The 26,059-nt window shown below is 73.0% G+C and carries 27 protein-coding genes, 1 other RNA gene and 1 pseudogene; 14 read left to right on the top strand and 15 right to left on the bottom strand.

Annotation, left to right across the window (positions count from 1 at the left end; translation table 11 throughout):
* Positions 1–470: 470 nt before the first annotated feature.
* Entirely contained in the window at positions 471–1,406 is a 936-nt protein-coding gene (locus ACIQVZ_RS00510; RefSeq protein ID WP_402445904.1) for a hypothetical protein, read from the top strand.
* On the opposite strand, the gene ACIQVZ_RS00515 is transcribed toward ACIQVZ_RS00510, so the two are convergent.
* Positions 1,407–1,940, bottom strand: a complete 534-nt coding sequence (locus ACIQVZ_RS00515; protein WP_350885084.1) for an NUDIX hydrolase — start codon at positions 1,938–1,940, stop codon at positions 1,407–1,409.
* Between the two features lie 346 nt (positions 1,941–2,286).
* Between ACIQVZ_RS00515 and ACIQVZ_RS00520 the strand changes: the two genes are divergently transcribed.
* Both ACIQVZ_RS00520 and ACIQVZ_RS00525 read left to right on the top strand, forming a co-directional pair.
* On the top strand, positions 2,287–3,309 hold the full coding sequence (locus ACIQVZ_RS00520) for an ATP-binding cassette domain-containing protein (RefSeq protein WP_350885082.1): 1,023 nt from the start codon (positions 2,287–2,289) through the stop codon (positions 3,307–3,309).
* A complete protein-coding gene (locus ACIQVZ_RS00525) occupies positions 3,306–4,118 on the top strand; it encodes an ABC transporter permease (protein WP_350885080.1) in 813 nt (270 codons plus the stop codon). The genes ACIQVZ_RS00520 and ACIQVZ_RS00525 overlap by 4 nt, the downstream gene beginning before the upstream one ends.
* Positions 4,119–4,226: 108 nt before the next feature.
* On the opposite strand, the gene ACIQVZ_RS00530 is transcribed toward ACIQVZ_RS00525, so the two are convergent.
* Positions 4,227–7,619 (bottom strand): AfsR/SARP family transcriptional regulator, encoded by a 3,393-nt coding sequence (locus ACIQVZ_RS00530; RefSeq protein WP_402445909.1) that lies wholly within the window; start codon positions 7,617–7,619, stop codon positions 4,227–4,229.
* 181 nt (positions 7,620–7,800) lie between these two features.
* Here ACIQVZ_RS00530 and ACIQVZ_RS00535 point away from each other — a divergent pair, with 181 nt between their 5' ends.
* Positions 7,801–8,616 carry a site-2 protease family protein gene (locus tag ACIQVZ_RS00535; RefSeq protein ID WP_350885076.1) on the top strand — a complete coding sequence of 272 codons (816 nt, stop codon included), beginning with the start codon at positions 7,801–7,803 and terminating at the stop codon, positions 8,614–8,616.
* A gap of 23 nt (positions 8,617–8,639) precedes the next feature.
* On the opposite strand, the gene ACIQVZ_RS00540 is transcribed toward ACIQVZ_RS00535, so the two are convergent.
* Both ACIQVZ_RS00540 and npdG read right to left on the bottom strand, forming a co-directional pair.
* Positions 8,640–8,837, bottom strand: a complete 198-nt coding sequence (locus tag ACIQVZ_RS00540) for a hypothetical protein (RefSeq protein ID WP_063347357.1) — start codon at positions 8,835–8,837, stop codon at positions 8,640–8,642.
* 114 nt (positions 8,838–8,951) lie between these two features.
* A complete protein-coding gene (gene npdG / locus ACIQVZ_RS00545; RefSeq protein ID WP_350885074.1) occupies positions 8,952–9,644 on the bottom strand; it encodes an NADPH-dependent F420 reductase in 693 nt (230 codons plus the stop codon).
* Between the two features lie 47 nt (positions 9,645–9,691).
* On the opposite strand from npdG, the gene ACIQVZ_RS00550 reads away from it, so the two are divergent.
* Together ACIQVZ_RS00550 and ACIQVZ_RS00555 are read left to right on the top strand one after the other, a co-directional pair.
* Positions 9,692–10,297: a hypothetical protein gene (locus ACIQVZ_RS00550; RefSeq protein ID WP_402445913.1), complete on the top strand. Its 606-nt coding sequence runs from the start codon at positions 9,692–9,694 to the stop codon at positions 10,295–10,297.
* 137 nt (positions 10,298–10,434) lie between these two features.
* On the top strand, positions 10,435–11,802 hold the full coding sequence (locus ACIQVZ_RS00555) for an MFS transporter (RefSeq protein ID WP_402445916.1): 1,368 nt from the start codon (positions 10,435–10,437) through the stop codon (positions 11,800–11,802).
* Between the two features lie 105 nt (positions 11,803–11,907).
* Here the strand turns inward: ACIQVZ_RS00555 and ACIQVZ_RS00560 are convergent, their stop codons facing one another.
* Positions 11,908–12,141: a hypothetical protein gene (locus ACIQVZ_RS00560; RefSeq protein WP_063347360.1), complete on the bottom strand. Its 234-nt coding sequence runs from the start codon at positions 12,139–12,141 to the stop codon at positions 11,908–11,910.
* 104 nt (positions 12,142–12,245) lie between these two features.
* On the opposite strand from ACIQVZ_RS00560, the gene map reads away from it, so the two are divergent.
* Entirely contained in the window at positions 12,246–13,091 is an 846-nt protein-coding gene (gene map, locus ACIQVZ_RS00565; protein ID WP_063347361.1) for a type I methionyl aminopeptidase, read from the top strand.
* Positions 13,092–13,109: 18 nt separating this feature from the next.
* On the opposite strand, the gene ACIQVZ_RS00570 is transcribed toward map, so the two are convergent.
* A complete protein-coding gene (locus ACIQVZ_RS00570; RefSeq protein ID WP_350885067.1) occupies positions 13,110–13,811 on the bottom strand; it encodes a bifunctional DNA primase/polymerase in 702 nt (233 codons plus the stop codon).
* A gap of 415 nt (positions 13,812–14,226) precedes the next feature.
* Here ACIQVZ_RS00570 and ACIQVZ_RS00575 point away from each other — a divergent pair, with 415 nt between their 5' ends.
* Both ACIQVZ_RS00575 and ACIQVZ_RS00580 read left to right on the top strand, forming a co-directional pair.
* Positions 14,227–14,457, top strand: a complete 231-nt coding sequence (locus ACIQVZ_RS00575; protein WP_350885065.1) for a hypothetical protein — start codon at positions 14,227–14,229, stop codon at positions 14,455–14,457.
* Positions 14,458–14,509: 52 nt separating this feature from the next.
* A complete protein-coding gene (locus ACIQVZ_RS00580; RefSeq protein ID WP_350885114.1) occupies positions 14,510–14,707 on the top strand; it encodes a hypothetical protein in 198 nt (65 codons plus the stop codon).
* Positions 14,708–14,747: 40 nt separating this feature from the next.
* Here ACIQVZ_RS00580 and ACIQVZ_RS00585 read toward each other — a convergent pair whose 3' ends face one another.
* A complete protein-coding gene (locus ACIQVZ_RS00585; RefSeq protein WP_350885063.1) occupies positions 14,748–15,404 on the bottom strand; it encodes a PadR family transcriptional regulator in 657 nt (218 codons plus the stop codon).
* A 187-nt stretch (positions 15,405–15,591) separates the two neighbouring features.
* Here ACIQVZ_RS00585 and ACIQVZ_RS00590 point away from each other — a divergent pair, with 187 nt between their 5' ends.
* Together ACIQVZ_RS00590 and ACIQVZ_RS00595 are read left to right on the top strand one after the other, a co-directional pair.
* Positions 15,592–15,990, top strand: coding sequence for an ACT domain-containing protein (locus ACIQVZ_RS00590; protein WP_350885061.1), 399 nt, complete (start codon positions 15,592–15,594; stop codon positions 15,988–15,990).
* A gap of 100 nt (positions 15,991–16,090) precedes the next feature.
* Positions 16,091–16,348: a Prokaryotic metallothionein gene (locus ACIQVZ_RS00595; protein ID WP_402445923.1), complete on the top strand. Its 258-nt coding sequence runs from the start codon at positions 16,091–16,093 to the stop codon at positions 16,346–16,348.
* A 212-nt stretch (positions 16,349–16,560) separates the two neighbouring features.
* Here ACIQVZ_RS00595 and ACIQVZ_RS00600 read toward each other — a convergent pair.
* Positions 16,561–16,698: pseudogene (locus ACIQVZ_RS00600) on the bottom strand (3-oxoacyl-ACP reductase); the annotation flags it as partial.
* Entirely contained in the window at positions 16,695–17,597 is a 903-nt protein-coding gene (locus tag ACIQVZ_RS00605; protein WP_402445925.1) for an NAD(P)H-binding protein, read from the bottom strand. The pseudogene ACIQVZ_RS00600 and the gene ACIQVZ_RS00605, both read right to left, overlap by 4 nt.
* A 68-nt stretch (positions 17,598–17,665) precedes the next feature.
* Between ACIQVZ_RS00605 and ACIQVZ_RS00610 the strand changes: the two genes are divergently transcribed.
* Positions 17,666–18,475, top strand: coding sequence for a LysR family transcriptional regulator (locus ACIQVZ_RS00610; protein WP_402445927.1), 810 nt, complete (start codon positions 17,666–17,668; stop codon positions 18,473–18,475).
* A gap of 463 nt (positions 18,476–18,938) precedes the next feature.
* Here the strand turns inward: ACIQVZ_RS00610 and rnpB are convergent.
* The 4 genes from rnpB to ACIQVZ_RS00630 form a co-directional block, all read right to left on the bottom strand.
* Positions 18,939–19,335: RNase P RNA component class A (rnpB, locus tag ACIQVZ_RS00615), an RNA gene on the bottom strand.
* Positions 19,336–19,348: 13 nt separating this feature from the next.
* The gene (locus ACIQVZ_RS00620; RefSeq protein ID WP_402445929.1) at positions 19,349–20,836 is read right to left on the bottom strand and encodes an MFS transporter; all 1,488 of its coding nucleotides are present in this window, start codon (positions 20,834–20,836) and stop codon (positions 19,349–19,351) included.
* A gap of 102 nt (positions 20,837–20,938) precedes the next feature.
* Complete coding sequence (locus tag ACIQVZ_RS00625) at positions 20,939–22,396, bottom strand: RNB domain-containing ribonuclease (protein ID WP_402445932.1); 1,458 nt, start codon at positions 22,394–22,396, stop codon at positions 20,939–20,941.
* Positions 22,397–22,507: 111 nt separating this feature from the next.
* Positions 22,508–22,888, bottom strand: coding sequence for a Fic family protein (locus tag ACIQVZ_RS00630; RefSeq protein WP_402445935.1), 381 nt, complete (start codon positions 22,886–22,888; stop codon positions 22,508–22,510).
* Positions 22,889–22,900: 12 nt separating this feature from the next.
* Between ACIQVZ_RS00630 and ACIQVZ_RS00635 the strand changes: the two genes are divergently transcribed.
* Entirely contained in the window at positions 22,901–23,263 is a 363-nt protein-coding gene (locus tag ACIQVZ_RS00635) for a DUF3995 domain-containing protein (protein WP_402445937.1), read from the top strand.
* A gap of 85 nt (positions 23,264–23,348) precedes the next feature.
* Complete coding sequence (yaaA, locus tag ACIQVZ_RS00640) at positions 23,349–24,134, top strand: peroxide stress protein YaaA (RefSeq protein WP_402445939.1); 786 nt, start codon at positions 23,349–23,351, stop codon at positions 24,132–24,134.
* A gap of 38 nt (positions 24,135–24,172) precedes the next feature.
* Here yaaA and ACIQVZ_RS00645 read toward each other — a convergent pair whose 3' ends face one another.
* Entirely contained in the window at positions 24,173–25,309 is a 1,137-nt protein-coding gene (locus ACIQVZ_RS00645) for a bifunctional RNase H/acid phosphatase (protein ID WP_350885038.1), read from the bottom strand.
* Positions 25,310–25,313: 4 nt separating this feature from the next.
* A complete protein-coding gene (locus ACIQVZ_RS00650; RefSeq protein ID WP_350885036.1) occupies positions 25,314–26,057 on the bottom strand; it encodes a C4-type zinc ribbon domain-containing protein in 744 nt (247 codons plus the stop codon).
* Between the last annotated feature and the right edge of the window lie 2 nt (positions 26,058–26,059).

Genomic DNA, 26,059 nt, shown 5'->3' on the forward strand with positions numbered 1-26,059 from the left:
AGGTAAGGCCAGCGTGTGTACCCACGATGGGTAAACTTGCGGTCAGTTATCTCAAGTGACGCTGAGCGATGATCCTTTGCTGCAGGGGGCCGGTCGTGAGTGAGCCAATGGGGCCGCCCGGGCTTCCGCGTCGCCTGCTCGCGGACCCCGAGATGAGGGCGGCCTGCGCGGATCGAGACTTCGCAAGAATCTTCCAACTCGCCAAGCGCAAAGGGGGGTTCCACCCTTCACGCATCGCACGGGCCTGTGAGCTGACGCCCAGCAGGGTGGGGGAGGTGATGAAGGGGCGCCCGAAGATCACCAACATGGTCGTCATCGAGCGCATCGCGGATGGCTTACGGATTCCCGGCCGCATGCTCGGGCTTGCGGATCGTAGCTGGGAAGGTCCACACCCCCGCGCAGGGTCACCAGTGATGGTTGACCCTGCGTATACCTCGAGACCGGCCAGGGACGCGCCAACAGAGAACACCTTGGATGACATCCTGGCCATCGCAGCCGGATCCAGGGCCACACCGAATGTCCTCCGCTCCCTTCAGGTGTCCATCGAGGACTACTGGCGGCGCGACGATCAGCACGGCAGTGAGGCGCTCCGACCTGCGGTGATCGGTCAACTGAGGTACGTCATGGGCGTCATACGGGACGCTGTCGACCCGAACTACCGGCGCAGTCTCCACGGCATCGCGGCCGAGCTCGCCCGCCTTGCCGGCTGGACGTACTTCGACGCGCGGCAGTACAGCGCGGCGCAGGGCTACTTCACCGAATCACTTCGGTTCGCGCGGGAGATCGACGACCGCACGTTCATCGCCAACGTACTTGCGTGCCTCAGCCTCCAGGCGACCTACCAGGACAAGCCTCAGGACGCGATCACGCTCGCCCGGGCCGCGCAGGACAACGCACGCTCTGCCGGAGGTACACCGAGACTCCTGGCGATGCTGTCGGTGCGGGAAGCCTTCGGTCACGCGAGTGCGCACGATCGGGAGGCAGCCCATCGCGCGATCACCGAGGCGCATCGCCACTTCGGGTGCATCGCCGATGGTGACGGCGACCCCGCCTGGGTTCGGTATTTCGACCACACCAAGCTCACCGTGGATACCGGCATCGTCCTCGGCCGGCTGAATGAAGCCGGGGCTGCCGAGCCGCTCATCGCCGAAGGATTGAAGGCGGAGCCGATGGCGAACCTCAGAGGCCGCGCGTTCCATACCTTCTGGCTCGCACGGACCCAACTCCAGCGGCGAGAGGTCGAATTGGCATGCGCCACCGCTGGGGAGGCCCTCGCCCTGACCGCAGCCATCGAGTCCCCCAGGGTGGTCGCCCATCTCCATGAGTTCTGCCGACTCCTGAGGCCCTACCGCAGCAGCGCCTCGGCCGCGGAACTGTCCGACCGGATCACCGGCATGGCCGAGTGATCAGTGACCGGCCTCGTCAAGCAGCAGGTACAGCACTCCCACGAGCGTGCCGCTGCTGACGATCTCGCGGCGGTCGATCATGCCGCGAAGCTCGGACAGGGGAATCCACTCGACTCGGTCGGACTCGTTGCGCTCGGTCGGCGGGCCCACGTACTCGACAGCGTCGGCCCGGAAGACGAAGTGCTCCGAGTCCGTGATCCCGTTGGCCGGCTGGGCGTAGATCAGCGGCTCGACCCCAGCGACCTTCCAGCCGGTCTCCTCCAGTGTCTCGCGGGCTGCCGCCTCTGCCGGGCTCTCGTCCGGCTCGATGAGCCCCATCGGGAGTTCCCAGGCCCAGGTATTGGTGATGAAGCGGTGCCGCCACATCATGAGGACCTGCTTCCGGTCGTTCACGACAGCCGCCACAGCGAGGTGCCGCAGCTTGACCACGTGGTGTTCCCAGCGGTGGCCGTCGGGCTGCTCGATGTCGGCCAACCACAGGTTCACCCATGGGTTCTCGTAGATCGGACGTTCCCCGTGGATCTTCCACTGCATTGCTGAAGCCTCCCTCGATGGACCCTCAGCATCTCAGAGGTCGGCGCCGCGGGCAGGCCCCTCCGACTAATTCGCGTCAGACTGACGAATAGTGGTGATATCGGCAGACAGTTGCCAAGTCCCCCTTCATTCCGAGCCCGGTCCCTCCCTGTTCGTTCAGAATTTTTTCTTTCGGTGGCGCCTCCTCGTCCGAGGAGGCGCCACCGATTAAAAATCTTTTCTTTTGGTGTTGAAATAATTTGGATGCCGCATCCCCGTACGCCGGTGACAGCCGGGTGACAGCGGCCTGACAGCGAGCGGCGCCGGCCGACAGGGGGCTGACAGCCGGGCCGGACAGCCTGGGGGCATGACACGAATCGCCACCGCCCCGAACGACCGGGGGACCGCCGCGGGCAACGCCGTCGAAGTCCGCGGCATCGTCAAGCACTACGGCACCACCAAGGCCCTCGACGGGGTCGACCTCACCGTCCGCGAGGGCACCGTACTCGGCGTGCTCGGCCCCAACGGCGCCGGCAAGACCACCCTGGTCCGGGTCCTCTCCACCCTGATCAAGCCCGACGCCGGCACCGCGTTCGTCGGCGGCTACGACGTCCTGCGCCAGCCCAAGCAGCTGCGCCGCACCATCGGCCTCACCGGGCAGTACGCCTCCGTCGACGAACTCCTCTCCGGGTACGAGAACCTGTACCTGATCGGCCGGCTGCTCGACCTCCCCAGCCGCGAGGCCAAGGCCCGGGCCACCGAACTGCTGGAGCGCTTCTCGCTCACCGAGGCCGCCAAGCGGACCGCCAAGACCTACTCCGGCGGCATGCGCCGCCGCCTCGACCTGGCCGCCAGCATGATCGGCCGCCCCAAGGTGCTCTACCTGGACGAACCCACCACCGGCCTCGACCCGCGCACCCGCAACGAGGTCTGGGACGAGGTCCAGCGGATGGTCGCCGAGGGCAGCACCGTGTTGCTCACCACCCAGTACATGGAGGAGGCGGAGCAGCTCGCCGACGAGCTGACCGTCATCGACCGCGGCCGGGTGATCGCCAACGGCGGCGTGGCCGAGCTCAAGGCCAAGGTCGGCGGCCAGACCCTCCAGATCCGCGCCGTCCACCCGGCCGAGCTGCCCGAGATGGCCAGGTGCCTGCGCGACCGCGGCATCACCAGCGCCACCGTCTCCACCGACACCGGACTGCTCGCGGTGCCGATCACCGACGACGAGCAGCTGACCACCGTCATCGGGGTGCTCGGCGGCCGCGGCTTCGCGATAGCCGGCATCGACACCAAGGTGCCCAGCCTCGACGAGGTCTTCCTCGCCATCACCGGCAAGCCCGCCGACACCGCGGACGCCACCCCCAGCCTCGTCAAGGAGCCCGTCGCATGACCACCGCCACCATCGCCCCCTCCCGGGTGGAGGACTCCCGGATCGGCCTGTCCGGCACCTTCCGCCACGTCGGCGCACTGACCCGGCGCAACCTGATGCGGATCAAGGCCGACCCGGAGTCGATGTTCGACGCCGTGCTGATGCCGGTCATCTTCACGGTGCTGTTCGTCTACGTCTTCGGCGGCGCCGTCTCCGGCAACCAGGACTCCTACAAGCAGTACATGATCCCCGGCCTGCTCGGGCAGACCGGCCTCACCCTCGCGATGGCCGTCGGCACCGGCCTGAACAGCGACTTCCAGACCGGCGTGATGGACCGCTTCCGGACCCTGCCGATCGGCCGGGCCTCCGTCCTGCTCTCCAAGATCGCCGCCGAGACCTGCCGGGCGCTGCTCTCCTTCGTGATCCTGATCGGCTTCGCGATGTGCATCGGCTTCGAGGTGAAGACCGGTCCGCTGGAGGTCGTGGCCGCGGTCGGCCTGTCGCTGGTGTTCGGCATGTCGATCGTCTGGGTCTCGATGCTGCTGGGCATGGCGCTGCGCAGCGCCCAGGCCGTCCAGGGCGTGGCCATGCTGGTCCTGATGCCGATGCAGTTCGGCAGCTCGATCTTCGCGCCGACCGACACCATGCCGGGCTGGCTCCAGGCCTTCACCAAGGTCAACCCGCTGTCGGCGCTCGCCGACGCCTCCCGCTCCCTGCTCAACGGCCAGGGGCCGCTGGCCCACCCGGTGATGGTCGTGCTGATCTGGTCGGTGGCCACCACCGCGATCTTCGCGCCGCTCGCCGTCGCCCGCTTCCGCAAGCGGACCTGAGAACGGCCGCCGGCCCTCCGCGGGGGAGGGCCGGGGGGCGACCGGCCGGCACCAGGGGACGGGGCCGGCCGGCGGAACGGCTGACCGGCGACCAGGGACGGGCGTCGGTCAGCCGATCCACTCGTACATCCGCTCCCGGACCTGTTCCGGGTTCAGGCCCTCGCCGGCGGCGTGGGCGGCCTCGAACGCGGCGTCGCCCAGCTGGGCCCGCAGGTCCGCCGCCGCCCTGCCCCGCTCGACGCGGTCCAGGTAGCCGCCCTTCGGGCCGTTCAGCACGTGGTGCGCGCCGTGCAGCACGGTGGCCTGCCGGGCCCGCTCCAGGTCGCCGTCGCGCTCGGCGAAGGCACGCAGCACCCCCACCACCGCGGGAACCACCATGACCGTCATCTGCTCGCCGAAGCCGCTCGTGCGCGACGTCTCGCGGAGCAGCGTCCGCCCCTCGCGCAGCATCGCGAGCCCCTCGTCCGGCCGGCCCGCCCGGGCGGTGATCCAGCCCCGCGTGGTGATCAGCATCCCGGTCACGATCCCCGGGGCGAAGCTGCCGACGCTGGTCGCCTCCATCCGGTCCAGCTCGGCCAGCGCCTGCCCGTACTCGCCGCGCAGCATGTGGACGCCGCAGAGCGTGAGGCCGCCGAACAGCAGCGCGCCGGTGGAGGAGTGGTCCGCGCTGTGCTGGTCCAGCCCTTCCAGCGTCTCCCGGATGATCCGCTCGCCGTGCTCCATGTCCTGCTCCAGCAGGGCGGAGCCGAGGTTCACCCGCAGCATCGGCACCTCGTGCGGCGTCCCCAGCTCCTCGGCCAGCTCGATCGCCCGCTCGTACGCGACGGCGGCCGCCTCCGGATCGCCCCGGTTGGCCAGCGACTCGCCCTGGGCGGACAGGGCCTGGGAGACTCCCCAGAGGTTGCCGGCCTGCTCGAACAGCTCCAGCGAGCGCTGGCCGTCCAGGATTCCCTGGTCGGCCCCGCCCGGCCAGTCGTTCAGCATCTTGGCCCGGAGCTGCAGGATGAACGCGAGGTCGTTCGGCCCGCCGTGCTCCTCGCAGCCGCGGACGGCGTCGTCCAGCAGGCTCCTCATCATCTCCAGCCGGCCGGCCAGGAACGCCCCGAACACCCGCATCAGGCCCGGGAACCGGTAGGCCTGCGGCAGCTCCGGGGTGTAGACGTCCAGCAGTTGCTCCGCGACGGCGATCGCCTCCGGGTTGCCGAGCACGTCCAGGTTCCCCTCGAACATGCCCATCAGCCGGTACATCGCGAGCAGTCGCCGGGCCTCCTCGACGACCCCTTCGGGCATCGGCAGGCCGTAGGAGAGCACGTCCCGCTCCAGCGGTACGGGCGGCTTCGGGCCGAACGGATCCGGCCCGAGCGCCGCGACGGCCTCGTACCAGCCGCGGGCCTCCATGCTGTAGCCGCGCAGCGACCAGTACCAGCTCATGCCGAGGGTGAGGGCCAGCGACTGCTCCTCGTCCCCGAGGTCGATGGCGCGCCTCAGCGCGGCCCGGATGTTGTCCAGCTCGCGCTCCAGCACCGTCAGCCAGTGCAGCTGCTGGGGGCCGTGGATGTTCAGGAAGGCGGTGGCCGCGATGGTGCGGAAGTGCGTCAGGTGGCGGGCCCCGGTCGCGTCGCGCTCCTCCTCGGACTCGGCGAGGCGCTCGGTCGCGTACTCGTGGATGGTCTCCAGCATCCGGTAGCGCGGCAGGCTGCCGTCGTCCAGGTCGGCGACCAGCAGGGACTTGTCGACCAGCGACAGCAACAGGTCGGCGACCTCCCCGCCGACCACCTCGACGCCGTCCGCGCAGATCGCCTCGGCGTCCTCCAGCTGCCAGCCGCCGGCGAACACCGAGAGCCGGCGCAGCACCGCCCGTTCGCGCTTGCCCAGCAGGTCCCAGCTCCAGTCGACCACCGCGCGCAGGGTCTGCTGGCGCGGCAGCAGGGTGCGGCTACCCGCGGTGAGCAGGGCGAACCGGCCGTCCAGGCGGTCCGCGATCTGGCGCGCCGTCATCACCCGCAGCCGGGCGGCGGCGAGTTCGATGGCCAGCGGAAGGCCGTCCAGGCGGCGGCAGATCTCGGCGCAGGCCGCCGGGTCGGTGTCCGGGTCGAAGCCGGGTCGGGCGGCGGTGGCGCGCTCGGTGAGCAGGCGCAGCGCCACCGGGTCGGGCAGCGGCTCGACCGGCAGCACGGTCTCGCCGGGCACGCCGAGCGGCTCCCGGCTGGTGGCGAGCACGGTCAGCTCGGGGCACTCGGTGAGCAGGATGTCGGCGAGGTCGGCGGCGGCCTGGATCAGGTGCTCGCAGTTGTCCAGGACGAGCAGCATCCGGCGGTGGCCGCAGTGCTCGACCAGTCGGCGCACCGGGTCCTCGGCGCGCTTCTCGATCACCTCGGCGACCATGCCGCCGCTGTGCAGCACGATCTCGCGCAGGCCGAGCGCGGAGACCACGGCGGCGGGCACCGCGTCCGGGGTCTCCAGCGGGGCGAGTTCGGCCACCCAGACGCCGTCCGGCCAGTGCCCGGCGGACTGCTCGGCGCGGCCGGCCTCGATCGAGAGCCTGGTCTTGCCGGAGCCGCCGGGGCCGGTCAGGGTGACCATCCGACGCTCCGTCAATGTCCCGCGCAGGGCGGCGAGATCGCTCTCACGACCGACGAAGCTGGTCAGCCTGCCGCGCAGGTTGCCGCCGACCCGCGGGGGTTGGGGCGCAACCCCGGACCGACCGGCGGCCGGCGGGGTCGGCGGGGCCGGTATGGACTCCGGCGCGGGCCCGGGCTCCGCCGCCGCGGGTGCCGGTTCGACCTCGGCCGGGGTCAGCAACGTGGCGTACAGGGACTGGAGTTGGCGCCCCGGGTCGACGCCGAGCTCCTCGGCGAGGGCGCGCCTGGTCCGCTCGTAGTGGCGCAGCGCCTCGGCGGTGCGGCCGCTCTCGTGCAGCGCCCGGATCATCAGCTGCTGCAACGGCTCGTCCAGCGGCTGCCGTTCGCAGAGCTCGGTGAGTTCGGCGACCAGTTCGGCGGCCCGGCCGAGCCCGAGCTCGGCGGTGATCCGGTGGCGGCGGGCCTCCTCGCGCTGGGTCTCCAGCCGGGCGGCCGGGCCGCCGCGGTCCGGCAGGTCGGCCAGGGCGGGGCCGCGCCACAGCGCCAGGGCGGCGCGCAGCCGCTCGGCGGCGAGCGCGTGGTCCCCGGTGTCGAGGGCACGGCGGCCTTCGGCGCCGAGCCGCTGGAACTCGGCGAGGTCGGTGGCCGGGTCGGTCAGCCAGTACCCGGCCGGGCCGGAGCCGATCTCGCCCCGGCCGACGGTCCGGCGCAGCCGGCCGACCAGGGTCTGGAGCGCGGCGGAGGAGTCCTGGGGCGGCTCGGCCTCCCACACCTCGTCCACCAGCAGGTCGGCGGGCACCGGGCGGCCCTGCCGGAGGGCGAGCGCGGTGAGCAGTGCCCGTAGCCGGGCGCCGCCTAGCGGCACCGGGGTGCCGTCGTCGTGGTGGGCCGTCGTGGTCCCGAGGATGCCGTAGTACACCGGTCCATTCTGGTCGATGGGCGGCGATCGGGGCGCACAATTGTGCAGGGGCCCCTCACCGGCGGCGGAACCCGGACGGGGCCTTCGGACGTTCACCCGGGACGGCTTGTCCGGTCACCGGCCCGCCCGGCATGATCGATCCCCTGCCCGCTTTCCCTCGGACACCCGGAGCACCCACACCATGACCTTCGCCGCCACGCAGCGCTCACGCAGCGAGGACCGCCGGATCAGCCCGGTGTTCTGGGTGCTCCTCGCCGTCCTCGCCACCTCCGGCTGGGCGGTGTACTCGGGCTACGGGAACGCCGCGTTCGGGGTGTTCCTGTTCGTGGTGGCGGGCTGGATGGTCTCGCTGTGCCTGCACGAGTACGCGCACGCCCGCACCGCGCTGCACGGCGGCGACATCACCGTCGGCGCCAAGGGCTACCTCACGCTCAACCCGCTGAAGTACACCAACGTGCTGCTCAGCTTCGTGCTGCCGATCGTGTTCGTGATCATGGGCGGCATCGGCCTGCCCGGTGGCTCGGTCTGGATCGAGCGGGACCGGATCCAGGGCCGGCTCAAGCACAGCCTGATCTCGGCGGCCGGGCCGCTGGTGAACCTGGCGTGCGCGGCCCTGCTGCTGATCCCGATCGGCGCCGGCTGGCTGGACGACCCGACGGTGCATGCGGTCTGGAACGGCTACGAGCTGAACGTCTCGCCGTTCGCGGCCGCGCTCGGCTTCCTCGGCCTGCTCCAGCTCAGCGCCGCCCTGCTGAACCTGCTGCCGGTGCCCGGGCTGGACGGCTACGGGATCGTCGAGCCCTGGCTGTCGTACAAGACCCGGCGCGCGGTCGAGCCGTTCGCGCCGTACGGGCTGCTGGCCGTGTTCGCGCTGCTGTGGCAGCCCTCGGTGAACTCGTTCTTCTTCGGGGTCCTCCACGACCTGATGAACCTGTTCGGCGTGGACCAGGACTACGCGACGCTCGGCCGGTACCTGTTCAGCTTCTGGAACAACTAGCCGGCTCGGCCGGGCTCAGGACACTAGCCCTGCTCGGCTGCCGCGGCGGCCGTGGCCTCGGCGATCTTCGCGCGGCGGCGGTTCATCCAGAGCACGTTGCTCGCCACACCGGCCATCGGGAGCCAGATCAGGCCCAGCCAGAAGCCCTGGGTCAGCGAGACCACGGCGGCCGCCAGCGCGAGGACGACGACGATCAGGGCGAAGAGGGACGTGCGGGGCATGGCGGGAGGCTCCTAGGGCCGGGTGCGGTCGGCCGGGTTGCGGCCGCACCCATTGTCGCCGACCTCACCTCCGGAGCCGGTCCAGGGGTGAGGCCGACACGGCTCCACCGGATCTCAGACGTCCGTCACCCGCAGGCCCGCGTGGGCCTTGTAGCGGCGGTTGACCGAGATCAGGTTGGCCACCAGCGACTCCACCTGGTGCGCGTTGCGCAACCGGCCCGCGAAGATCCCCCGCATGCCGGGGATCCGGCCGGCCAGCGCCTGCACGATGTCGGTGGCGGCCCGCTCCTCGCCGAGCACCATGACGTCGGTGTCGATCTGCTCCACCGACTCGTCCTGGAGCAGCACCGCCGAGAGGTGGTGGAAGGCGGCGGTGACCCGGGAGTCCGGCAGCAGCGCGGCGGCCTGCTGGGCGGCGCTGCCCTCCTCCGGCTTCAGCGCGTACGCGCCCTGCTTGTCGAAGCCGAGCGGGTTGACGCAGTCGACCACGATCTTGCCGGCCAGTTCCTCGCGCAGCGCGGTCAGGATCGCGGCGTGGCCGTCCCAGGGCACCGCGACGATCACCACGTCGCTCTCCCGGGCGGCGGTGGCGTTGTCGGCGCCGCGCACGCCGAGGCCCAGTTCGGCGGCGGAGGCCTCGGCCCGGGCCGCGTCGCGCGAGCCGATGATCACCTGCTGGCCGGCCTTGGCCAGCCGCAGGGCCAGGCCGCGCCCCTGGTCGCCGGTGCCGCCGAGGACACCGATCACCAACTGTGAGACGTCCGGCAGTTCGTGGGCCGGGTTTGTCGCTGAATCGAGGGAAGTCATGGGCCGATCCTGTCAAACCCCCGGCCGGACGCGACATTCTGGGCCGCATGGACACGGTGAGAGTTTCGGCACTCCGGCAGCACCTGGCGGGCACCGGCTGGCTGGAGGCGGTCGGCGGCTTCGCCGGATCGCTGCGGCGCTCGCTGTCGCGGCGCGGGGCCGGCGAACTGCTGCTGATCGGCACCGAGGCGTACGAGCCCTGGCATCTGGCCGCGCACCTGGCCGACGAGGCCGCCTGGTCGGCCGTCCCCCGACTGGCGCCCACCCTGCTGCGGCACGCTCCGCCGGCCGGCGCCCCGACGCACCTCGCGCACGGCCTGGGTCGGCTCACCGCGGCCGGGCGCGGCGCCACCGTCCTGGTGGTGGCGCCGGAGGCGGCCGACGCGCCGCTGCTGGAACGGGTGCGGGACGCCCGCCGGCACGGCGCGACCGTGCTCGCGCTGGACGGCGCCGCCCCCGCCGAGCCGGGTGACCTCGGCGGGCTCGCGCACGAGCGGCTCGCGGTCGGCACCGCCGACGAGGAGCCCTTCGACCTCGCCCAGCACCTGGTCAGCGCCGCCGCCGGGCGGCCCCCGGCCCGCCGCACCGCGCTGGACCGGCTCGCCGAACTCGCCGGCCGGCTGACCGCACCGCCCGCGATCAGCCGCTGGTAGCCCGGGCCCGACCCGCCCCGACCCGCCCCGGCCCGCCCCGGTCCGACCGCGACGGCCGGACGCCGACCGTGACAGCCGTGTGTCGGGCTGAAAAACCCTTTGCGAACCCGGCGGCCCGCGTTCGAGGATGCTGGTTCGTGAACGACGACGAACCCCCGCATCCCCCCGGCACCTCCGGACGGCTGCGCACGCTGGTGCGCTCGCTCGCGCCCGACCTCTCGCCCTGGCGCGCCTCCCGCGACTTCCGCTTCCTCTGGCTCTCCGGCTGCGTCACCAGCTTCGGCAGCTACCTGACCTACGTCGCCGTGCCGATGCAGATCAAGGAGCTGACCGGCTCCTCCTTCGCGGTCGGCCTGATCGGCGCCTTCGAACTCGTCCCGCTGATCGTCTTCGGCCTGTGGGGCGGCGCCCTCGCCGACGCCCTGGACCGCCGGAAGCTGGTGCTGCGGGCCGAGGCCGGGCTGGGTCTGCTCGCCGGCCTGCTGCTGCTCAACGCGCTGCTGCCGTCCCCGCTGCTCTGGCCGATCTACCTGGTCGCCGCGCTGGTCGCGGCCTGCGACGGGTTGCAGCGCCCGGCCCTGGACTCGCTCACCCCGCGGATCGTCCCGCACCAGCACCTGACCGCCGCGTTCGCGCTCAACTCCCTGTACCGCAACGCCGCTTCGGTGGCCGGTCCGGCGCTGGCCGGCGTCGTGGTGGCGTTCTCCGGGGTGGGGACGGCGTACGCGCTGGACGTGCTCACCTTCGCCGCCTCGCTGCTGCTGCTCGTCCGGATCCGGGCGGTGCCGCCGGCCACCGGCGCCGAGCGGCCGTCGGTGCGGGCGGTGCTCACCGGCGTCCGGTACGCGTGGAGCCGCAAGGACCTGCTCGGCACCTACACGATCGACCTCTGCGCGATGCTGTTCGCCTTCCCGGTGGCCGTCTTCCCCTTCCTGGCCTCCGAGTTGGGCGCGGACTGGGCGCTCGGCCCGATGTACGCGGCCTCCGCGGCCGGTGCCCTGCTGGTCGGGGCGACCAGCGGCTGGACGTCCCGGATCCACCGGCACGGCCGGCTGCTGGTGGTCGCCGCCGTGGGCTGGGGCGCGGCCATGGCGCTGGCCGGCCTGTCCGGGAGCATCTGGCTGGTGCTGCTCGGCCTGGCGCTGGCCGGCGGCGCCGACGAGATCAGCGGGCTGGCCCGCTCGACCATGTGGAACCAGTCCATCCCGGACGAGGTGCGCGGCCGGATGGCCGGCGTCGAACTGCTCAGCTACTCCGTCGGCCCGCAGCTCGGCCAGGTCCGGGCCGGCACCATGGCCGGGCTGGTCGGCGTCCGCGCCGCGGTCTGGAGCGGCGGCCTGATCTGCGTCGCCGCCGTCCTCGCGGTGGCCGCCGCGCTGCCCAAGCTGCTCGCCTACGACGACCGCACCGACCCGCACACCGCCGCCGTCCGCGCCGGGCACGAGCGCGCGGAGCGCGAACGGGAGCAGCAGCGCGAACGGGAGGCCGCCCCGGCGACGGACTGACGGCGGCCGGCCGGCGGCGGCTTGGACGGCGACGGCTTGGACGGCGGCGGCTTGGATGGCGACGGCTTGACGGCGGAAGCCGGCCGCCGGGCGCCGCCCCGGCCGCTACTCGCCGCCGCCGTCCTTCGGCGTGTCGTTCCAGCGCTCGTCCCCCTGCCGCCACTCCCGGTTGCGCTCGTCGGCGAGTTGCAGGGCGTGTGCGGCCTCCTCCGGGCTGTCGTACGGGCCGAGGCGGTCCTTGGCGGGGCACTCCGGCCCCTCCTCGACCTTGCCGTGCTTGATGCAGTAGAACCACTCGCCGGGCTTGCCGGTCGGCTTGCGGTGGAATCCCAGGGGCATGGTGCCCTCCCGTCGATGCGATGGGGTCGTACCGATCATTCCCCGGCCGGGGCCGCCACGCACACCGCCCGGGCGCGCCGGGGGCGGCCGATAGACTCGCGGCCATGGCTCTCGTACCCGGCATCCAGTCCCCCACCCGCAAGGTCCCGGCGCACATCGCGCGCCCCGAGTACGTCGGGCGGCCCGCCCCGACGCCGTACACCGGGCCCGAGGTGCAGACCGCCGAGACGATCGAGAAGATGCGGATCGCGAGCCGGATCGCCGCCCAGGCGATGGCGGAGGCCGCCAAGCTGATCGCCCCCGGCGTCACCACCGACGCGCTGGACGCCGTCGCCCACACCTACATGTGCGACCACGACGCGTACCCGTCCGACCTCGGCTACCGCGGCTTCCCCAAGTCGGTCTGCACCTCGATCAACGAGGTGATCTGCCACGGCATCCCGGACTCGACCGTGCTCCAGGACGGCGACATCGTCAACATCGACGCCACCGCGTACATCCACGGGGTGCACGGCGACCTCAACGCCACCTACCTGGTCGGCGACGTCGACGAGGAGTCCCGGCTGCTGGTCGAGCGGACCCGCGAATCCCTCAACCGGGCGATCAAGGCCGTCAAGCCCGGCCGTCAGATCAACGTGATCGGGCGGGTCATCGAGTCCTACGCCAAGCGCTTCGACTACGGCGTGGTGCGGGACTTCACCGGGCACGGCATCAACACGTCGTTCCACTCCGGCCTGATCATCCCGCACTACGACAGCGAGCGGGCCACCGAGGTGATCAAGCCGGGGATGACCTTCACCATCGAGCCGATGCTCACCCTCGGCACCTACGACTACGAGATCTGGCCGGACGGCTGGACGGTCGTCACCAAGGACCGCAAGCGCACCGCCCAGTTCGAGCACACCCTGGTGGTCACGGCGGACGGCGCGGAGGTCCTCACCCTGCCGTGACCCCGGCCGGGCGCCGGTTCAGCCGATGAGCCACTGCTCCTCGGCGACGGCGCCCACCTCGGTGCAGGCGTCGGTGAGCACGTCCAGGACGCGCAGCGGGTCCGGCAGCGGCAGCTCGGGCCCGCGCAGCCACCGCACCTGCGAGCCGTCCGGCAGCGCGGCCGGCGGCAGCAGGGTGTACGAGCCGCGGCAGTGCCAGCGCAGGCCGGGGTGCTCGGACATGGTGTCCGGGGTGGAGTCGAGGACGCTCGGCCACCACTCGTCCTCGTCCTGCGGGGTGCCCCTGGTGGCGGTGAAGAACAGGTAGCGGTCCTCGCCGACGGCGGCGACCGGGCCCTCGACGCCCCGCTCGGTCAGCCGCTCCAGGGCCAGCCGGCCGGCCTCGACCGGGACGTCCAGGACGTCGTGGGCGCGGCCGGTGGCGGTGATGAAGTTGGTCTGCGGATCGCGGGCGAGCCAGCGGGCCAGCTGCTCGGGATCGGTCGTGGCCTGGGTCTGCCAGGCGAAGGAGACCGGGTGCTGGGCGGGAGCCGGACAGGCCACCCGGTCACAGGAACAGCGGTAGCCGGCCGGATGCGCGGCCGGCGCTAGCGGGAACCCGGCGCGCACCGCGCCGAGCAGCTGATCGAGCCGGGCGGCGGGGCCGTCCGCCTCACCCGACCGGGCCCGCTGACGCTCACGCTTCTGCCACCAGGTCGTCCACCTGCCGCCGGCTTCCATCGGGCCCCTTCCGCGCACTGCCGTACCTGGTGCGGCACAGCGTTCGACGTACCACTCCGACGCAACGCACAGCGCCCCCCGCTGCTTCCCGGGGCGGTGCTCGGCCCTGCTGTCCACGCCCTGCCGACCGGGAACCGGGGTCACCGGAGGGCCGACGCCCGGGTCACGGTACGCAGTCGCGGCAGCACGCTGTCCGCGCCAGGTCGGCCGGAGGGCGCGCGGATCCGCGCCCCGCCCGGCCCGTACGGGGCCCGCTGACCCGGGTGAACCCCGGGGGCGTAACAGGAAGGATAAGGGTGCGCGGGGCCTCCGGATGACCGGGGGCGGTGCCTCTCCGGTCACACTCCCCGCGCCCGGCCGGAGGGCTCCCCGGCGTGTGCGCCGGTCACCCGTACGGAGGTGAGACCCTGGTGGGGTGAAGAGCGCGGACACCGAATTCGTCGGCGGCCCCCTGGACGGCCGCATCCTCCCCATCCCGCTGGGGCCGATGTTCGGCGTGCCCAAGACCTACAAGGTGCCGGTCCCCGCGCACGGCGCCTCCCCCGCGCGCACACTGGTGTACGTCCGGTCCAAGCAGGTGCGGGGCATCAGCTGGCACTGGCGCTACGAGTTCGACGAGGCGGCCACCGCCCGCGCGTCCGGCTGACGGCCGCGCCGACCGCACCGGCCGCCGCCCCCAGCCTCCCCGGGAGGACGGCATGGCGAGAACGGCACGGCACCCCCGCAGCCGCCCCCAGGCGGTCGCGCACCACAACCGGCAGGTCGCCGGTGTCACCGGGGCGCTGCTGGTGGCGGTGTGCGTCTACACCGTGGTGATCGGCCCCGACGGCTGGCTCTGGTTCGGCTGGGCGGTGCTGCTGCTCGCCTGCGTGGCCCTGTTCACGGTCCACCCCTGACTGAACAGCCGCACCGCCCGTGCCCAGCCCCCCACGGCGGTCAGTCCTCCTCGGCGAGGATCAGGTACAGCTTCTTGCGCGCCTCGGTGAGCACCACCAGGCCCTTGGCGCGCTGTGCCTCGGTGCCCGTCGCCATCACCTGGCGGATCGCCTGGTCGACCGCGGCCAGCGCCTGGCCGACCTCCTGGACGGCCTCCCAGTCGACCTCCCGGCCGGCCTCCGCCCACGGCTCGGCGGGCCCCGCCTCGGCCTCGGCCCGGCCGGCCTCGGTGAGCGACACCAGCCGCTTGCCGCCGACCTCCTCCGCGGTGATCAGGCCCTCCTCCTCCAGCAGTTGGAGGTTGGGGTAGATCGAGCCCGGGCTCGGCCGCCAGGCCCCACCCGTCCGCTCGGAGATCTCGGCGATCATCTCGTAGCCGTGCATCGGCCGCTCCTTGAGCAGCGCCAGCAGCGAGGCCCTGACGTCCCCGCGCCGCGCCCGGCCGCCGCGCCGCCCGTGCGGACCGCCGCGGCGCCCGCCGTGCCCGCCGAAGCCGTGCCCGAACGGGCCGCCCATCGGCCGCCCGGGGCCACCACCGCCGAACGGCGGCGGGCCGAAGCCGCCGAAGGCCTCCCGGCCCTCGAACTCCCGGCCTTCGAAGTCCGGCCCCGGCCCGCGGCGCCAGCCACCGCGCGGACCCTCGCCGCTGAACCGCATTCCCGGATTTCCTCGGTTTCCTGAGCGCATGGCGCTCACCTCCTCGTTCACCGAGCCAGTCGAGTTACTGTCTCGATAGCTCGACGATATATCGGCGACTGTCGCTCGTCAACGGATTCCGACACGAACGGCGCATCGGCACCCCACCCCGCCGCCCAGGCCCCGTCCGCCCGCTACGGTGACGGGCATGGCCGGTGAAAGAGACCTCGCGAAGCTGCTGCACGGGATGCGCCCGCTGCTCAACCCGGGGCGGTACGTCTACTGCACGCTGCCCGCCAAGGTGCCCGCGGGCATGCGGCCGGTGGTGACCGTCGCCGAACCCGAAGGGGTCACGGTCGTCGTCGCCCAGGAGGAGGCCGACGCCCTCGGGCTGCGCTACGAGTACGTGGCCGCCTGGATCACCCTGCAGATCCACTCCGCCCTGGAGGCCGTCGGCCTCACCGCGGCCGTCGCCGGGCGCCTCGCCGAGGAGGGGATCAGCTGCAACGTGGTCGCCGGCTTCCACCACGACCACCTGTTCGTCACCGCCGACGACGCCGACCGCGCCGTCCGGGCCCTGGAGGAACTGGCCGCCCGGCCCGCCTGACGACGCCGCCGAGTGGCCACCCCCGCACGGCCCTCCGACACTGGGAACGGCTGCCCGGCCACCCCGGCCGACCGGCCCCCACCGGAAGGAGACGGCCGCCATGGCCACCTGCGTCACCTGCGGCAACGACTACTGGCTCGCCTTCGAGATCAAGACCATCACCGGCGACACCTACACCTTCGACAGCTTCGAGTGCGCGATGGAGAAGCTCGCGCCGCGCTGTGAGCAGTGCCAGGTCCGCATCGTCGGCCACGGCGTCGAAGTGGCCGGCCGCTTCTTCTGCTGCGCCAACTGCGCCCGCGTCAACGGCGGCCTCGGCGACCAGATCCGCGACGCCGTCGGCGCCCACCCCGCGTAACGGCGAGCGGGCGAAACAGCCGGCCCGCACCCCCGGCTCTTCCTCCCGGAGTGCTCGCGCGACGGGGGCGGCCCCACGACGAAGGCCCCCTGAGCCGCGATTTCGCAGCTCAGGGGGCCTCCACGACATCCGGGATCGCAACGTCCTTGGTCTCCCTGCAGAAGACCGCCCCGGCCTACTTGGTCGACCATGACCCGGTCCCTGGAGGCCTAGGCCAGGCCGTGGAGAGCGGTGCGGCGACTGCCCCGGACGGTTCCGATGACGTTCCAGCCGCGGTGCGCGTACTCGGTGGCGAGGCCGAGCCCGAGGTTGCGGGATGCCCCGACGATGAGAGCGGTCCTGGCGCTCATGCCTGGACCCGGACCGCGGGCTCCAGGACCTTCTCACACCATGTGCGGAAGGTGGTCGGACTCGCGGTCTCAGGGGTGCGCTGCACGCCGTCGTCGAGGCCGTCGTCCTTGGCGCGCATCATGTCGACGTAGCCTTCGACGAGCGCGTCCCCGAAGCCGTGTCCGGTGAGTGCGGCGCGGAAGTCGTCGAGCGACTGCCGCTCGTAGCGGACCGGGCGGCGGAGCACGTCGGTCATGATGCGCGCCATGTCGTTCGCCGAAAGGTCCTCGGGGCCCAGCACCGGGACCTCGCCCGTCCCCGTCCATGAGCGGTCGAGCAGAAGGCCGGCTGCGGCCGCGGCGATGTCCCAGGTGGCGGCCGCCGGTGCTTTGCGGTCGGCGGCGACGGTGTCCGTGAACACGCCGTCGTCGCGGATCGAAGCCACCTGCCGTAGCAGGTTGTCCATGAAAGTGGGGTTCGCGAGCGCCCGGTAGGCCACGCCCGTACTCGCGATGAGGTCGTCCATGGCCAGCGACGCCGTGACATGTCCGGCGCGGCCGACGACGGGTGTGCCGCGGCCGAGCGCCGAGACGCCGACGACGTGTCCCACCGCGTGGGCCGTGAACGCCTTTGCGGCGGCGCGGGTGAACCCGGAGTACGCGGCGTCCAGAGTCGGCGCCTGCGGGTCCGGCGGAGCCAGCCAGAAGGCGGCGTCCGCGCCGGCGACGGCCCGGTCGACGACCTCGGGGTCGTCGTGCGAGCCGGTGACGACGTCGACGCGGGCACGGACCGCGTCGGGGAGTTTCCCGGGGTCGCGCACGATGACGCGCAGTTCTTCGCCACGAGCGGGAGCCTCGTCGAGCAGGATGCCCAGGAGCCGGCTGCCGATCCGGCCGGTGGGGGCGGTGATGACGATCATGTTTCGAGTCTCGGGGCAGCCGCCTGCGGCGTCCAATACTCTTCCTGGGCAATTGATACCCTAAAGGCATGGATCTTGATCTGCGCAAGCTCCGCTACTTCGTCGCGGTGGCCGAGCACCGGCACTTCGGCCTGGCGGCGCAACAGCTTTACATCGCCCAGCCGGTTCTCAGCCGTCAGATCAAGGCTTTCGAGCAGGAGTTGGAGTGCACTCTGCTCGTACGGACCACCCGCAGCGTGGAGCTGACCGCTGCCGGAAAGCAGCTCCACAAGGAGGCACAGGCAATCCTCGCGTTCGTCGACACGGCGGTGCGGCGCGTGCGCGACGTCGATCGGGGCATCCCGCGGCTCACCGTCGCCTTCTCTCCCGGACTGCACGTATCGGACGTGATCCGGGCGTTCACCGCGCGCCACCCGGCCATCGAAACCGACGTCGTCCCGGCGCGCTGGTGGGAGCAGGACGCGCCGCTGCGGGACGGCCGGGCTCAGGTCGGGTATCTGCGTCGGCCGTTCGACGACTCGGGGCTCCGCACCATCTCCATCGGCCACGAGCCCACGGTCGCCTGCATGCCCGCGGCGCACCCGCTGGCGTGCCGTGCCGAGCTCACCTCCGCGGACCTCGCCGACCAGCGGATACTCGACACGCCGACCCGGCGGACATCTTCACTCGAAGAGAAGTTCGAACTCATCGCCTCCGGGCAGGGTATCGCGCTCGTCCCGCTGAGCGTCGCGCGCTCCTACTCCCGCCCCGACCTCGCCCACCTCCCCGTCACGGACGCCCCCGGGACCGAGACGTGCCTGGCCGTCCTCGCCGACCGGCACGAGAAGCTACTGCGCGACTTCCTGGAGATCGCCACCGCCACGCTGCTGCCCACCTGAGCGATCAGCGGGCAAGATCGCGGACGGCACCGCGCCGGAGTGGATGGCGGCATCGGCGGTTCCGGCCACCGTGTCGGCTTACCGGACTACCACCCCCTGACGACTCGCCAGAGGGTGCCGCAGTAAACGCCGGATTTACTGCGGCGAACCCTCTGGTCGGGGGCGTTCCAGACGGCCGGGCCCGAGAACATCTCGCACTTCGTCCGCGTGTTCGCTGCTCTGCGGGACCAAGCCGTGTTCGGCGCTGCGGCCCGGAGCGAGATCGAAGCGGCCCGTGGCCGTCTTCAAGGGACCTGAGGAGCGGTGATCAGCCGACGGCGCCGCCACACCATCGCCACAGAGCGCCGAGAAACGGCCCCGAACGGGCAGAACCACCCTGGATCGACAACCCGGGGTGGTTCAAAGGTGAAGGCCCCCTGAGCTGCGGTTTCGCAGGTCAGGGGGCCTTCCCTCAGGTCGGCGACGGAAGAGTCGGCCTGTACGCCGGGTTCTGTCTCCCGGGGTGCTCGCGCGGCCCGGGGAGGCGGCCATCCATCTAGGGCTGCCGTTGCCGACAGCCTCGTGCGGTCTACCCGCGGACTCGGGCGAGCAGCCCTCGGTCATCCGCGCACGGCGCCCGAGGGCACCGATCTTGACCTTGCTCCAGGTGGGGTTTACCGAGCCGGCCGAGTCACCCCGGTCGCTGGTGGTCTCTTACACCACCGTTTCACCCTTACCCGCCGCCGAAGCGGTGGGCGGTCTGTTTTCTGTGGCACTGTCCCGCGGGTCACCCCGGGTGGGCGTTACCCACCACCCTGCTCTGTGGAGCCCGGACGTTCCTCGGCGGGTCAGGGACCCGTCGCGACCGCCCGGCCGGCTCTTCCGCCGTAGTGGTCATCGTAGCCGCTCGGGTGGGGCCTCCCGTACACCGGAGCGGACCGCGGGCGGCTCGCCGCCGAGGCGGGCGGCCACCCGGACGGCGGTCGCGGTCGCCCACGGGGTGGTGGTGACCAGGCCGAGGAGGAGGATCGCGCCGCCCAGACCCACCAGGATCCACCAGCCGGCGTGGCTGGCCGGGGCGAAGCCCGTCGCCACCGGGCCGACCACGGCCGAGGTGACGACCGTGCCGATCACCGCCACCCCCAGCGACTGGCCGATCTGGCGGCTCGTCGAGGCGACCGCCGCGGCCACCCCCGCCTGGGCGCGCGGCATGCCGGAGACGGCCGCGTTGGTGATCGGCGCGTTGACCATGCCGAAGCCGAAGCCGAACAGCGCGTACGCCGCCAGCAGCAGCGCCGCCGGGGAGTCGGCGGCCAGCCTGGTCAGCAGCAGCCCGCTCGCGACCAGGCCCAGCCCGGCCGCGACCAGCGGCCCGCGCGGGCCCCCGCTGGCGACGATCCGGCCGGACAGCGGCGCGCAGACCAGCATCATCGCGGCCATCGGCAGCGTCCACAGGCCCGCCTCGAACGGGTCGTAGTGCCGGACGTTCTGCAGGTAGAGCGTGTTGAGGAAGAGGAAGCCGCCCAGGGCCGAGAAGGCGCAGACCGCGGTGACGGTGGCGCCGGTGAACGGCGCGCTGGCGAAGAACCGCGGGTCCACCAGCGGCTCGGCCACCCTCCGCTCCCACAGCGGGAAGGCGACCAGCGCGACCACGGCGACGGCCGCCAGGGCGAGGATCAGCGGGGACGTCCAGCCGCTGCCCGGGCCTTCGATGATGGCCGCGGTGCCGCAGCCCAGCAGGACGATCATCAGCAGCTGGCCGACCGGGTCCAGCCGGCGCGGCCGGGGCGAGCGGGACTCCGGGACGTAACGGGCGGTCAGGAGCATCGCGACCACGGCGACCGGAACGTTGATCAGGAAGATCGACGGCCAGCCCGCGCCCTCCACCAGGAAGCCGCCCAGCAGCGGGCCGAGCGCCATCGAGATGCCGACCACGCCGCCCCAGACGCCGATCGCCCGGGCCCGCTCCTTCGGGTCGGTGAAGGTGTTGGTGATGATCGACATCGCCACCGGGTTCAGCATCGAACCGCCGACCGCCTGCAACGCCCGGAACGCCACCAGCCACTCCAGGCTCGGCGCCAGACTGCACAGCAGCGAGCCGAGCGCGAAGCACAGCAGCCCGGTCTGGAACACCCGGCGGCGGCCGAAGCGGTCGGCCACCGAGCCGAACAGCATCAGCAGCGAGGCCAGGACCAGGGTGTAGGCGTCGATGATCCACTGCAGCCCGGACGCCGGGGCGTCCAGGTCCCGCTGGATCGCCGGCAGGGCGATGTTCACCACGGTGTTGTCCAGACCGACGATGAACAGGCTCAGACAGCAGATCGCCAGGACGAGCAGTCGGCGGCGGCGCCCCGGGGCGCCGGAGGGCTGGGCTTCGGGCACGGGACCGATCCTCCCACCTGGGCGGTGCTCGGGGGCCGTGTGACGGACCGTCCGGGTGGCGGCGCCGGGGGGAGCGCCGGGGGCGCGTGGAAGCCCGGGGGGTCAGACGGCGGCGAAGCGGACGGTGCGGGTGACCGGGTCGGCCTGCGTCAGCCGGACCCGGATCAGCCCGCCGAGCGGCAGCACCGCCCCGGGATCGGCGCCGTCGCAGCGGGCCCGGACGGCGGGCCGGCGCAGCTGCACGGTGCCGGCCGCGGGCCGCCGCTCGTCCACGTCGATCACCACGGCGGTGAAGTCCTCGCCCTCCCGGCCTGCCAGCAGCTCCGCCTCCACCAGGTCCACGCAGGCCCGTTCGACCTCGGCCGCGCGGCGGTCCCCGCTCGCCATCAGGCCCGGCACGGCGGGCAGCGCCTCGCGCGCCCAGTCCGGCACCTCCTCCCCCGCCGCCACCGCCGCGCACACCTCCTGCGCGAAGCGGTCGCCGAGCCGGCGCAGCGGCGCGGTGCAGTGCGCGTACGGCGCGGCGAGCGCGGCGTGGCCCGGGTCGGCCGGGGCGGGCAGGCCCCGGGACTCGTCGAAGGCGTGGTAGCCGGCGCCGCGCAGCAGGCCGGTGCACGCGTTGAGGAAGGCGGCGTCCATCGGCGTGTCCGGGTCCAGCGAGCGGATCAGCTCCGGGTACGGGAGCGTCTGCGGCCAGTCCACGTCCAGCGCGGCGGCGATCCGGCGCAGCCGCTCGTACGCGGCGGCGGGCGCGGCGGGCAGGGTGCGCAGCAGGCCGACGCCCGCGTCGAGCATCAGGTCGGCCGCGGCCATGCCGGTGAGCAGGGAGATCTGCGCGTTCCAGCCGTCGGCGGGGCCGGGCGCGCGGTAGCCGAGGACGTAGCCGTGCAGGGTCTCCTCGACCTCCTGCTCGGGCACCGGGAGGCTGATCCCGCCCCGCGCGCGCTCCCGCTCCTCGCGCAGCCGGCCGACGGTGGCGAGCAGGGCGAGCTGTTCGTCGGCGCCGCCGAGGTCCACCGCGCGCTGGACGGCCGCGTAGTCGAGGCGGCGGTGCGAGCGGACCAGGGCGCGGCGCAGGTCGGCGAGCACCACGGCGCCGTCGGCGTCCAGGTCCAGCTGCCAGAGCAGGGCGGGCCGGGGCTCGCCGGGCAGCAGGCTGGCGGCGTCCTCGGAGATCCGGGTGGGGTGCAGCGGGACGCGGTGGTCCGGGAAGTACAGGGTCTCGACCCTGCGGCGGGCCTCGGCGTCGATGGCGCCGCCCGGGCGGACGAACGCGGCGACGTCCGCGATCGCGTAGTACACCCGGTAGCCGCCGCCGGGGCGGTGGAGCAGGTGCATGGCCTGGTCGAGGTCGCGCGAGCCGGGCGGGTCGACGGTGAACAGCGGCAGGTCGGTGGCGTCCTCCTCGGGCAGCCGGGGGCGCTCGGCCGCCTCCTCCGCCTCGGCCAGCACCGGCTCCGGCCACTCGGTGTGGATCTCCAGGCGGGCGCGGAGTTCGGTCAGTTCGGTGTTGATCCGGGCGGAGTCGGCGGCCTTGACGCGCAGTTTTCGGCGAGGCATGCAGGCAGCGTAGGGCGAATCGGGTGATTCCGGACGCATCACCCCGCCGGACGCGCCGGACGCCGGGCCGCCGGTGCCACCGGACTGCCGGTGCTGCCGGTGCTGCCGGGCTCAGCGCCCCAGCAGCGACTTCAGGTCCTTGCCCGCGAGCACGACGGCGTCGTCGTAGCCGCCGGTGGCCAGCCGGAGCATGAAGGCGACCGCGTCGTCCGGGTGCGGGTCGGCGTACGGCTCGCCGTTGTAGTCCAGGAACAGCAGCATCGCCTCGAAGGCGGTGCGCTTGTTCCGGTCGATCAGCGGGTGGTTGCGGGCCAGGCTCTGGCCGAGGGCGGCGGCCTTGGTCCACCGGGCACGGGCGGGGTGGGGCCCGGGTGTGAGCGCTCGTAGGGTGGGGGCGAGTTGTCGTTCACGGAGGGGGTTCGGGCGATGGGTGTGGTGAAGGCGACCGGGGCTGCGGTGTCGGGGGTGTTGGCGGCGACGGGGGCGCTGCACGTGGTGTGGGCGGTGACGCCCTGGCCGCTGCGGACGCCGGAGGAGTTCGCGGACACCGTGGTCGGCGCGGGTGACGGGGTGCCGTCCGCGGCGGCCTGCGTCAGGGTGGCGGGGCTGCTCGGGACGGCCGCGTACCTGGTGGGGGCGGAGGCCGGGGTGCTGCCGGCGGTGGGGCCGCGGCGGCTGCGGCGGGCCGGGGTGCGGGCGGTGGCCGGGGTGATGCTGGCGCGCGGCGTCGGCGGCCTGGTGCTGTTCGGGAGGGTCGTCGAGCGGTCGGAGCGGTTCAAGCGGCTGGACACCCGGTACTACTCGCCGCTCTGCCTGGCGCTGGGGGCCGGGGCGGCCGTGGTCGCGGGGGCCGGTGGCGCCGGGTAGCCGGGGCCGGACGGGCCGCCCGGGGCGGGCCGGTTTTGCGTAGGGTGGCGGGGTTCATCCGCCACAGAGTGTTGAGGAGTCCGCTGTGCTGGTGCTGTTGCCGCCTTCGGAGGGCAAGGCCGCGTCCGGGGACGGGGTGCCGGTGGCGCTCGACCGGCTGTCGCTGCCCGGGCTGACGGCCGCGCGCGGCGAGGTGCTGGACGCGCTGGTCGGTCTCTGCCGGGGTGACGAGGACACCGCCGCGGAGGTGCTGGGGCTCAGCCCCGGGCTGCGCGGCGAGATCGCCCGCAACGCCGGGCTGCCGGCGGCGGGTGCCCGGCCGGCGGGCGAGGTGTACACCGGGGTGCTGTTCGACAACCTGGGTCTGGCCACGCTGGACGCGGCCGCGTACGGCCGGGCCGAGCGGTCGCTGCTGGTCTTCTCGGGCCTGTGGGGCGCCGTGCGGATCTCCGACCGGATCCCGCCCTACCGCTGCTCGATGGGCGTGAAACTGCCCGGCCCGGGGGCGCTCGGCGCGTACTGGCGGGGCGCGATGGCGTCGGTGCTGCCGGAGGTGGCGGACGGGCTGGTGCTGGACCTGCGCAGTTCGGCGTACGCGGCGGCGTGGAAGCCGGTCGGCGAGGTGGCCGCCCGGACGGCGACCGTCCGGGTGCTCCAGGAGCGCAACGGCAAGCGCACGGTCGTCAGCCACTTCAACAAGGCGACCAAGGGGCGCCTGGTGCGGGACCTGCTGGTCGCGGGGGTCGAGCCGAAGACGCCGGGCGAGCTGCTGGACGCGCTGCGGGGGCTGGGGCACCGGGTGGAGCTCGCCGCCGAGGGCACGGCGCGCAAGCCGTGGCAGCTGGACGTGGTGGTCACCGAGGTGCACTGAGCCTGCTCCGGGAGGGGGCACCCCCCGGAGCCGGGCGTTCAGCGCAGGTGCGAGGTGTCGTTGAGCAGCCGCACCGAGGCGTTGCCGTCCGCGTAGTACTGGACGGCGCAGAACGAGGCGGCGGACAGCTCCATCCGGTACAGCGCGTCCGGCGGGGCGCCGAGCGCCAGCCGGACCAGCGTCTTGATCGGGCTGACGTGGGAGACCACCAGCACGGTCTTGCCGGGGTGCCGGGCGATGATCTTGTCCCGAGCGACGCCGGCCCGGTGGGTGAGCGTGGTGAAGCTCTCCGTGCTGCCGGTGGGCTTGGCCTTCGCCGAGCCGAGCCAGGCCGCCAGGTCCTCCGGGTGGCGCTCCTGCACCTCGGCGAAGGTCAGGCCCTCCCAGGCGCCGAAGTCGACCTCGCGCAGCCCGTCCTCGTACCGGACCTCCAGGCCGAGCCGGGCGGCGACGATCTCGGCGGTCTCCCGGGTGCGGCGCATCGGCGAGGCCACCACGGCCTGGATGCTGCCGCGGGCGGCCAGTTCCTCGGCGGCCCGCGCGGCCTGCCAGCGGCCCTTGTCGGACAGTTCCGGGTCGCTGCCGCCGCTGCCGGAGAAGCGCTTCTGCGGGGTCAGCGCGGTCTCGCCGTGACGGAGCAGGACGAAGGTGGTCGGGGTGCCGAGGTCGGCGGGGGCGGCCCAGCCGACCTTGGGGGCGGCGGTCTCCAGCGGCGGCTCGTCCACCACCGCGGCGGCCCGCGGCCGGGGCTCCCACTGGCGGCCGGCCTTGCCCGCGTCCATCGCCTCGTTGGCGAGCCGGTCGGCGTCCTTGTTCCGCTCGCGCGGGATCCAGGTGTACGTCACCCGGGCGCGCGGGAGAATCGTGCGGGCCTCGGCGGCGAGCGGCTGCATGTCGGGGTGCTTGATCTTCCATCGCCCGGACATCTGCTCGACGACCAGCTTGGAGTCCATCCGGACGTCCACCGAGGCGTCCGGGTCGAGCTCCCGGGCCGCCTTGAGGCCGGCGATCAGGCCCCTGTACTCGGCCACGTTGTTGGTGGCGTGGCCGATGAACTCGGCGGCCTCGGCGATGATCTGCCCGGTGTCGCCGTCCCGGACCACCGCGCCGTAGCCGGCCGGCCCCGGGTTGCCCCGGGACCCGCCGTCCGCCTCGACGATGAAGCGAGCCGCCACCGGGTCAGGCGCCCGAATCGGCGGTGCGGACCAGGATCCGCGAGCAGTTCTCGCAGCGGACCACCTTGTCGGCCGGCTCGGCCTTGATGGCGTTGAACTCGGTGATGGAGAACTCGGTGCGGCAGCCCTCGCAGCGGCGCTGGTAGAGGCGGGCCGCGCCGACGCCGCCCTGCGTCTGGCGCAGCTTGGTGTAGACCTTCAGCAGGTCGGCGGGGATGACGGCGGCGACGGTCTCGCGGTCCCGCTTGACCTTGTCGGCCTCGGCGTCGATCTCGGCGAAGGCGGCGTCCCGGCGGGTCTCGGCCTCGGTGAGGACGACGGTGGAGTGCTGGAGGCGCGCGGTCAGCTCGGTGACCCGGGTCTGGGCGCTCTCCAGCTTCTCCATGACCTCCAGCACGATCTCCTCCAGGTCGCCCTGGCGCTTGGCCAGCGAGCCGATCTCGTGCTGGAGGTTCTCCAGGTCCTTCGGCGAGGTGATCGCGCCGGAGTCCAGGCGCTGCTGGTTGCGGGCGGACCGGGTGCGGACCTGCTCCACGTCCTGCTCGGCCTTGGTCAGCTCGCGCGTGGTGTCGCCCTGCTGGGCCTCGGCGGCGACCACCAGGTCCTTGAGCGCGGTGTGGTCGGCGGAGGCCTTCTCGATCTCGGCGTGCTCGGGCAGGCTCCGGCGCCGGTGGGCCAGCTGGTCGAGCTTCGAGTCGAAGGCCTGGAGGTCGAGCAGGCGGATCTGGTCGGCGGGCGCGGCGTTCAAGG

Origin of the sequence: Kitasatospora sp. NPDC098663 (assembly GCF_044760075.1) — a bacterium.
In the GTDB taxonomy this organism is placed as follows: domain Bacteria; phylum Actinomycetota; class Actinomycetes; order Streptomycetales; family Streptomycetaceae; genus Kitasatospora.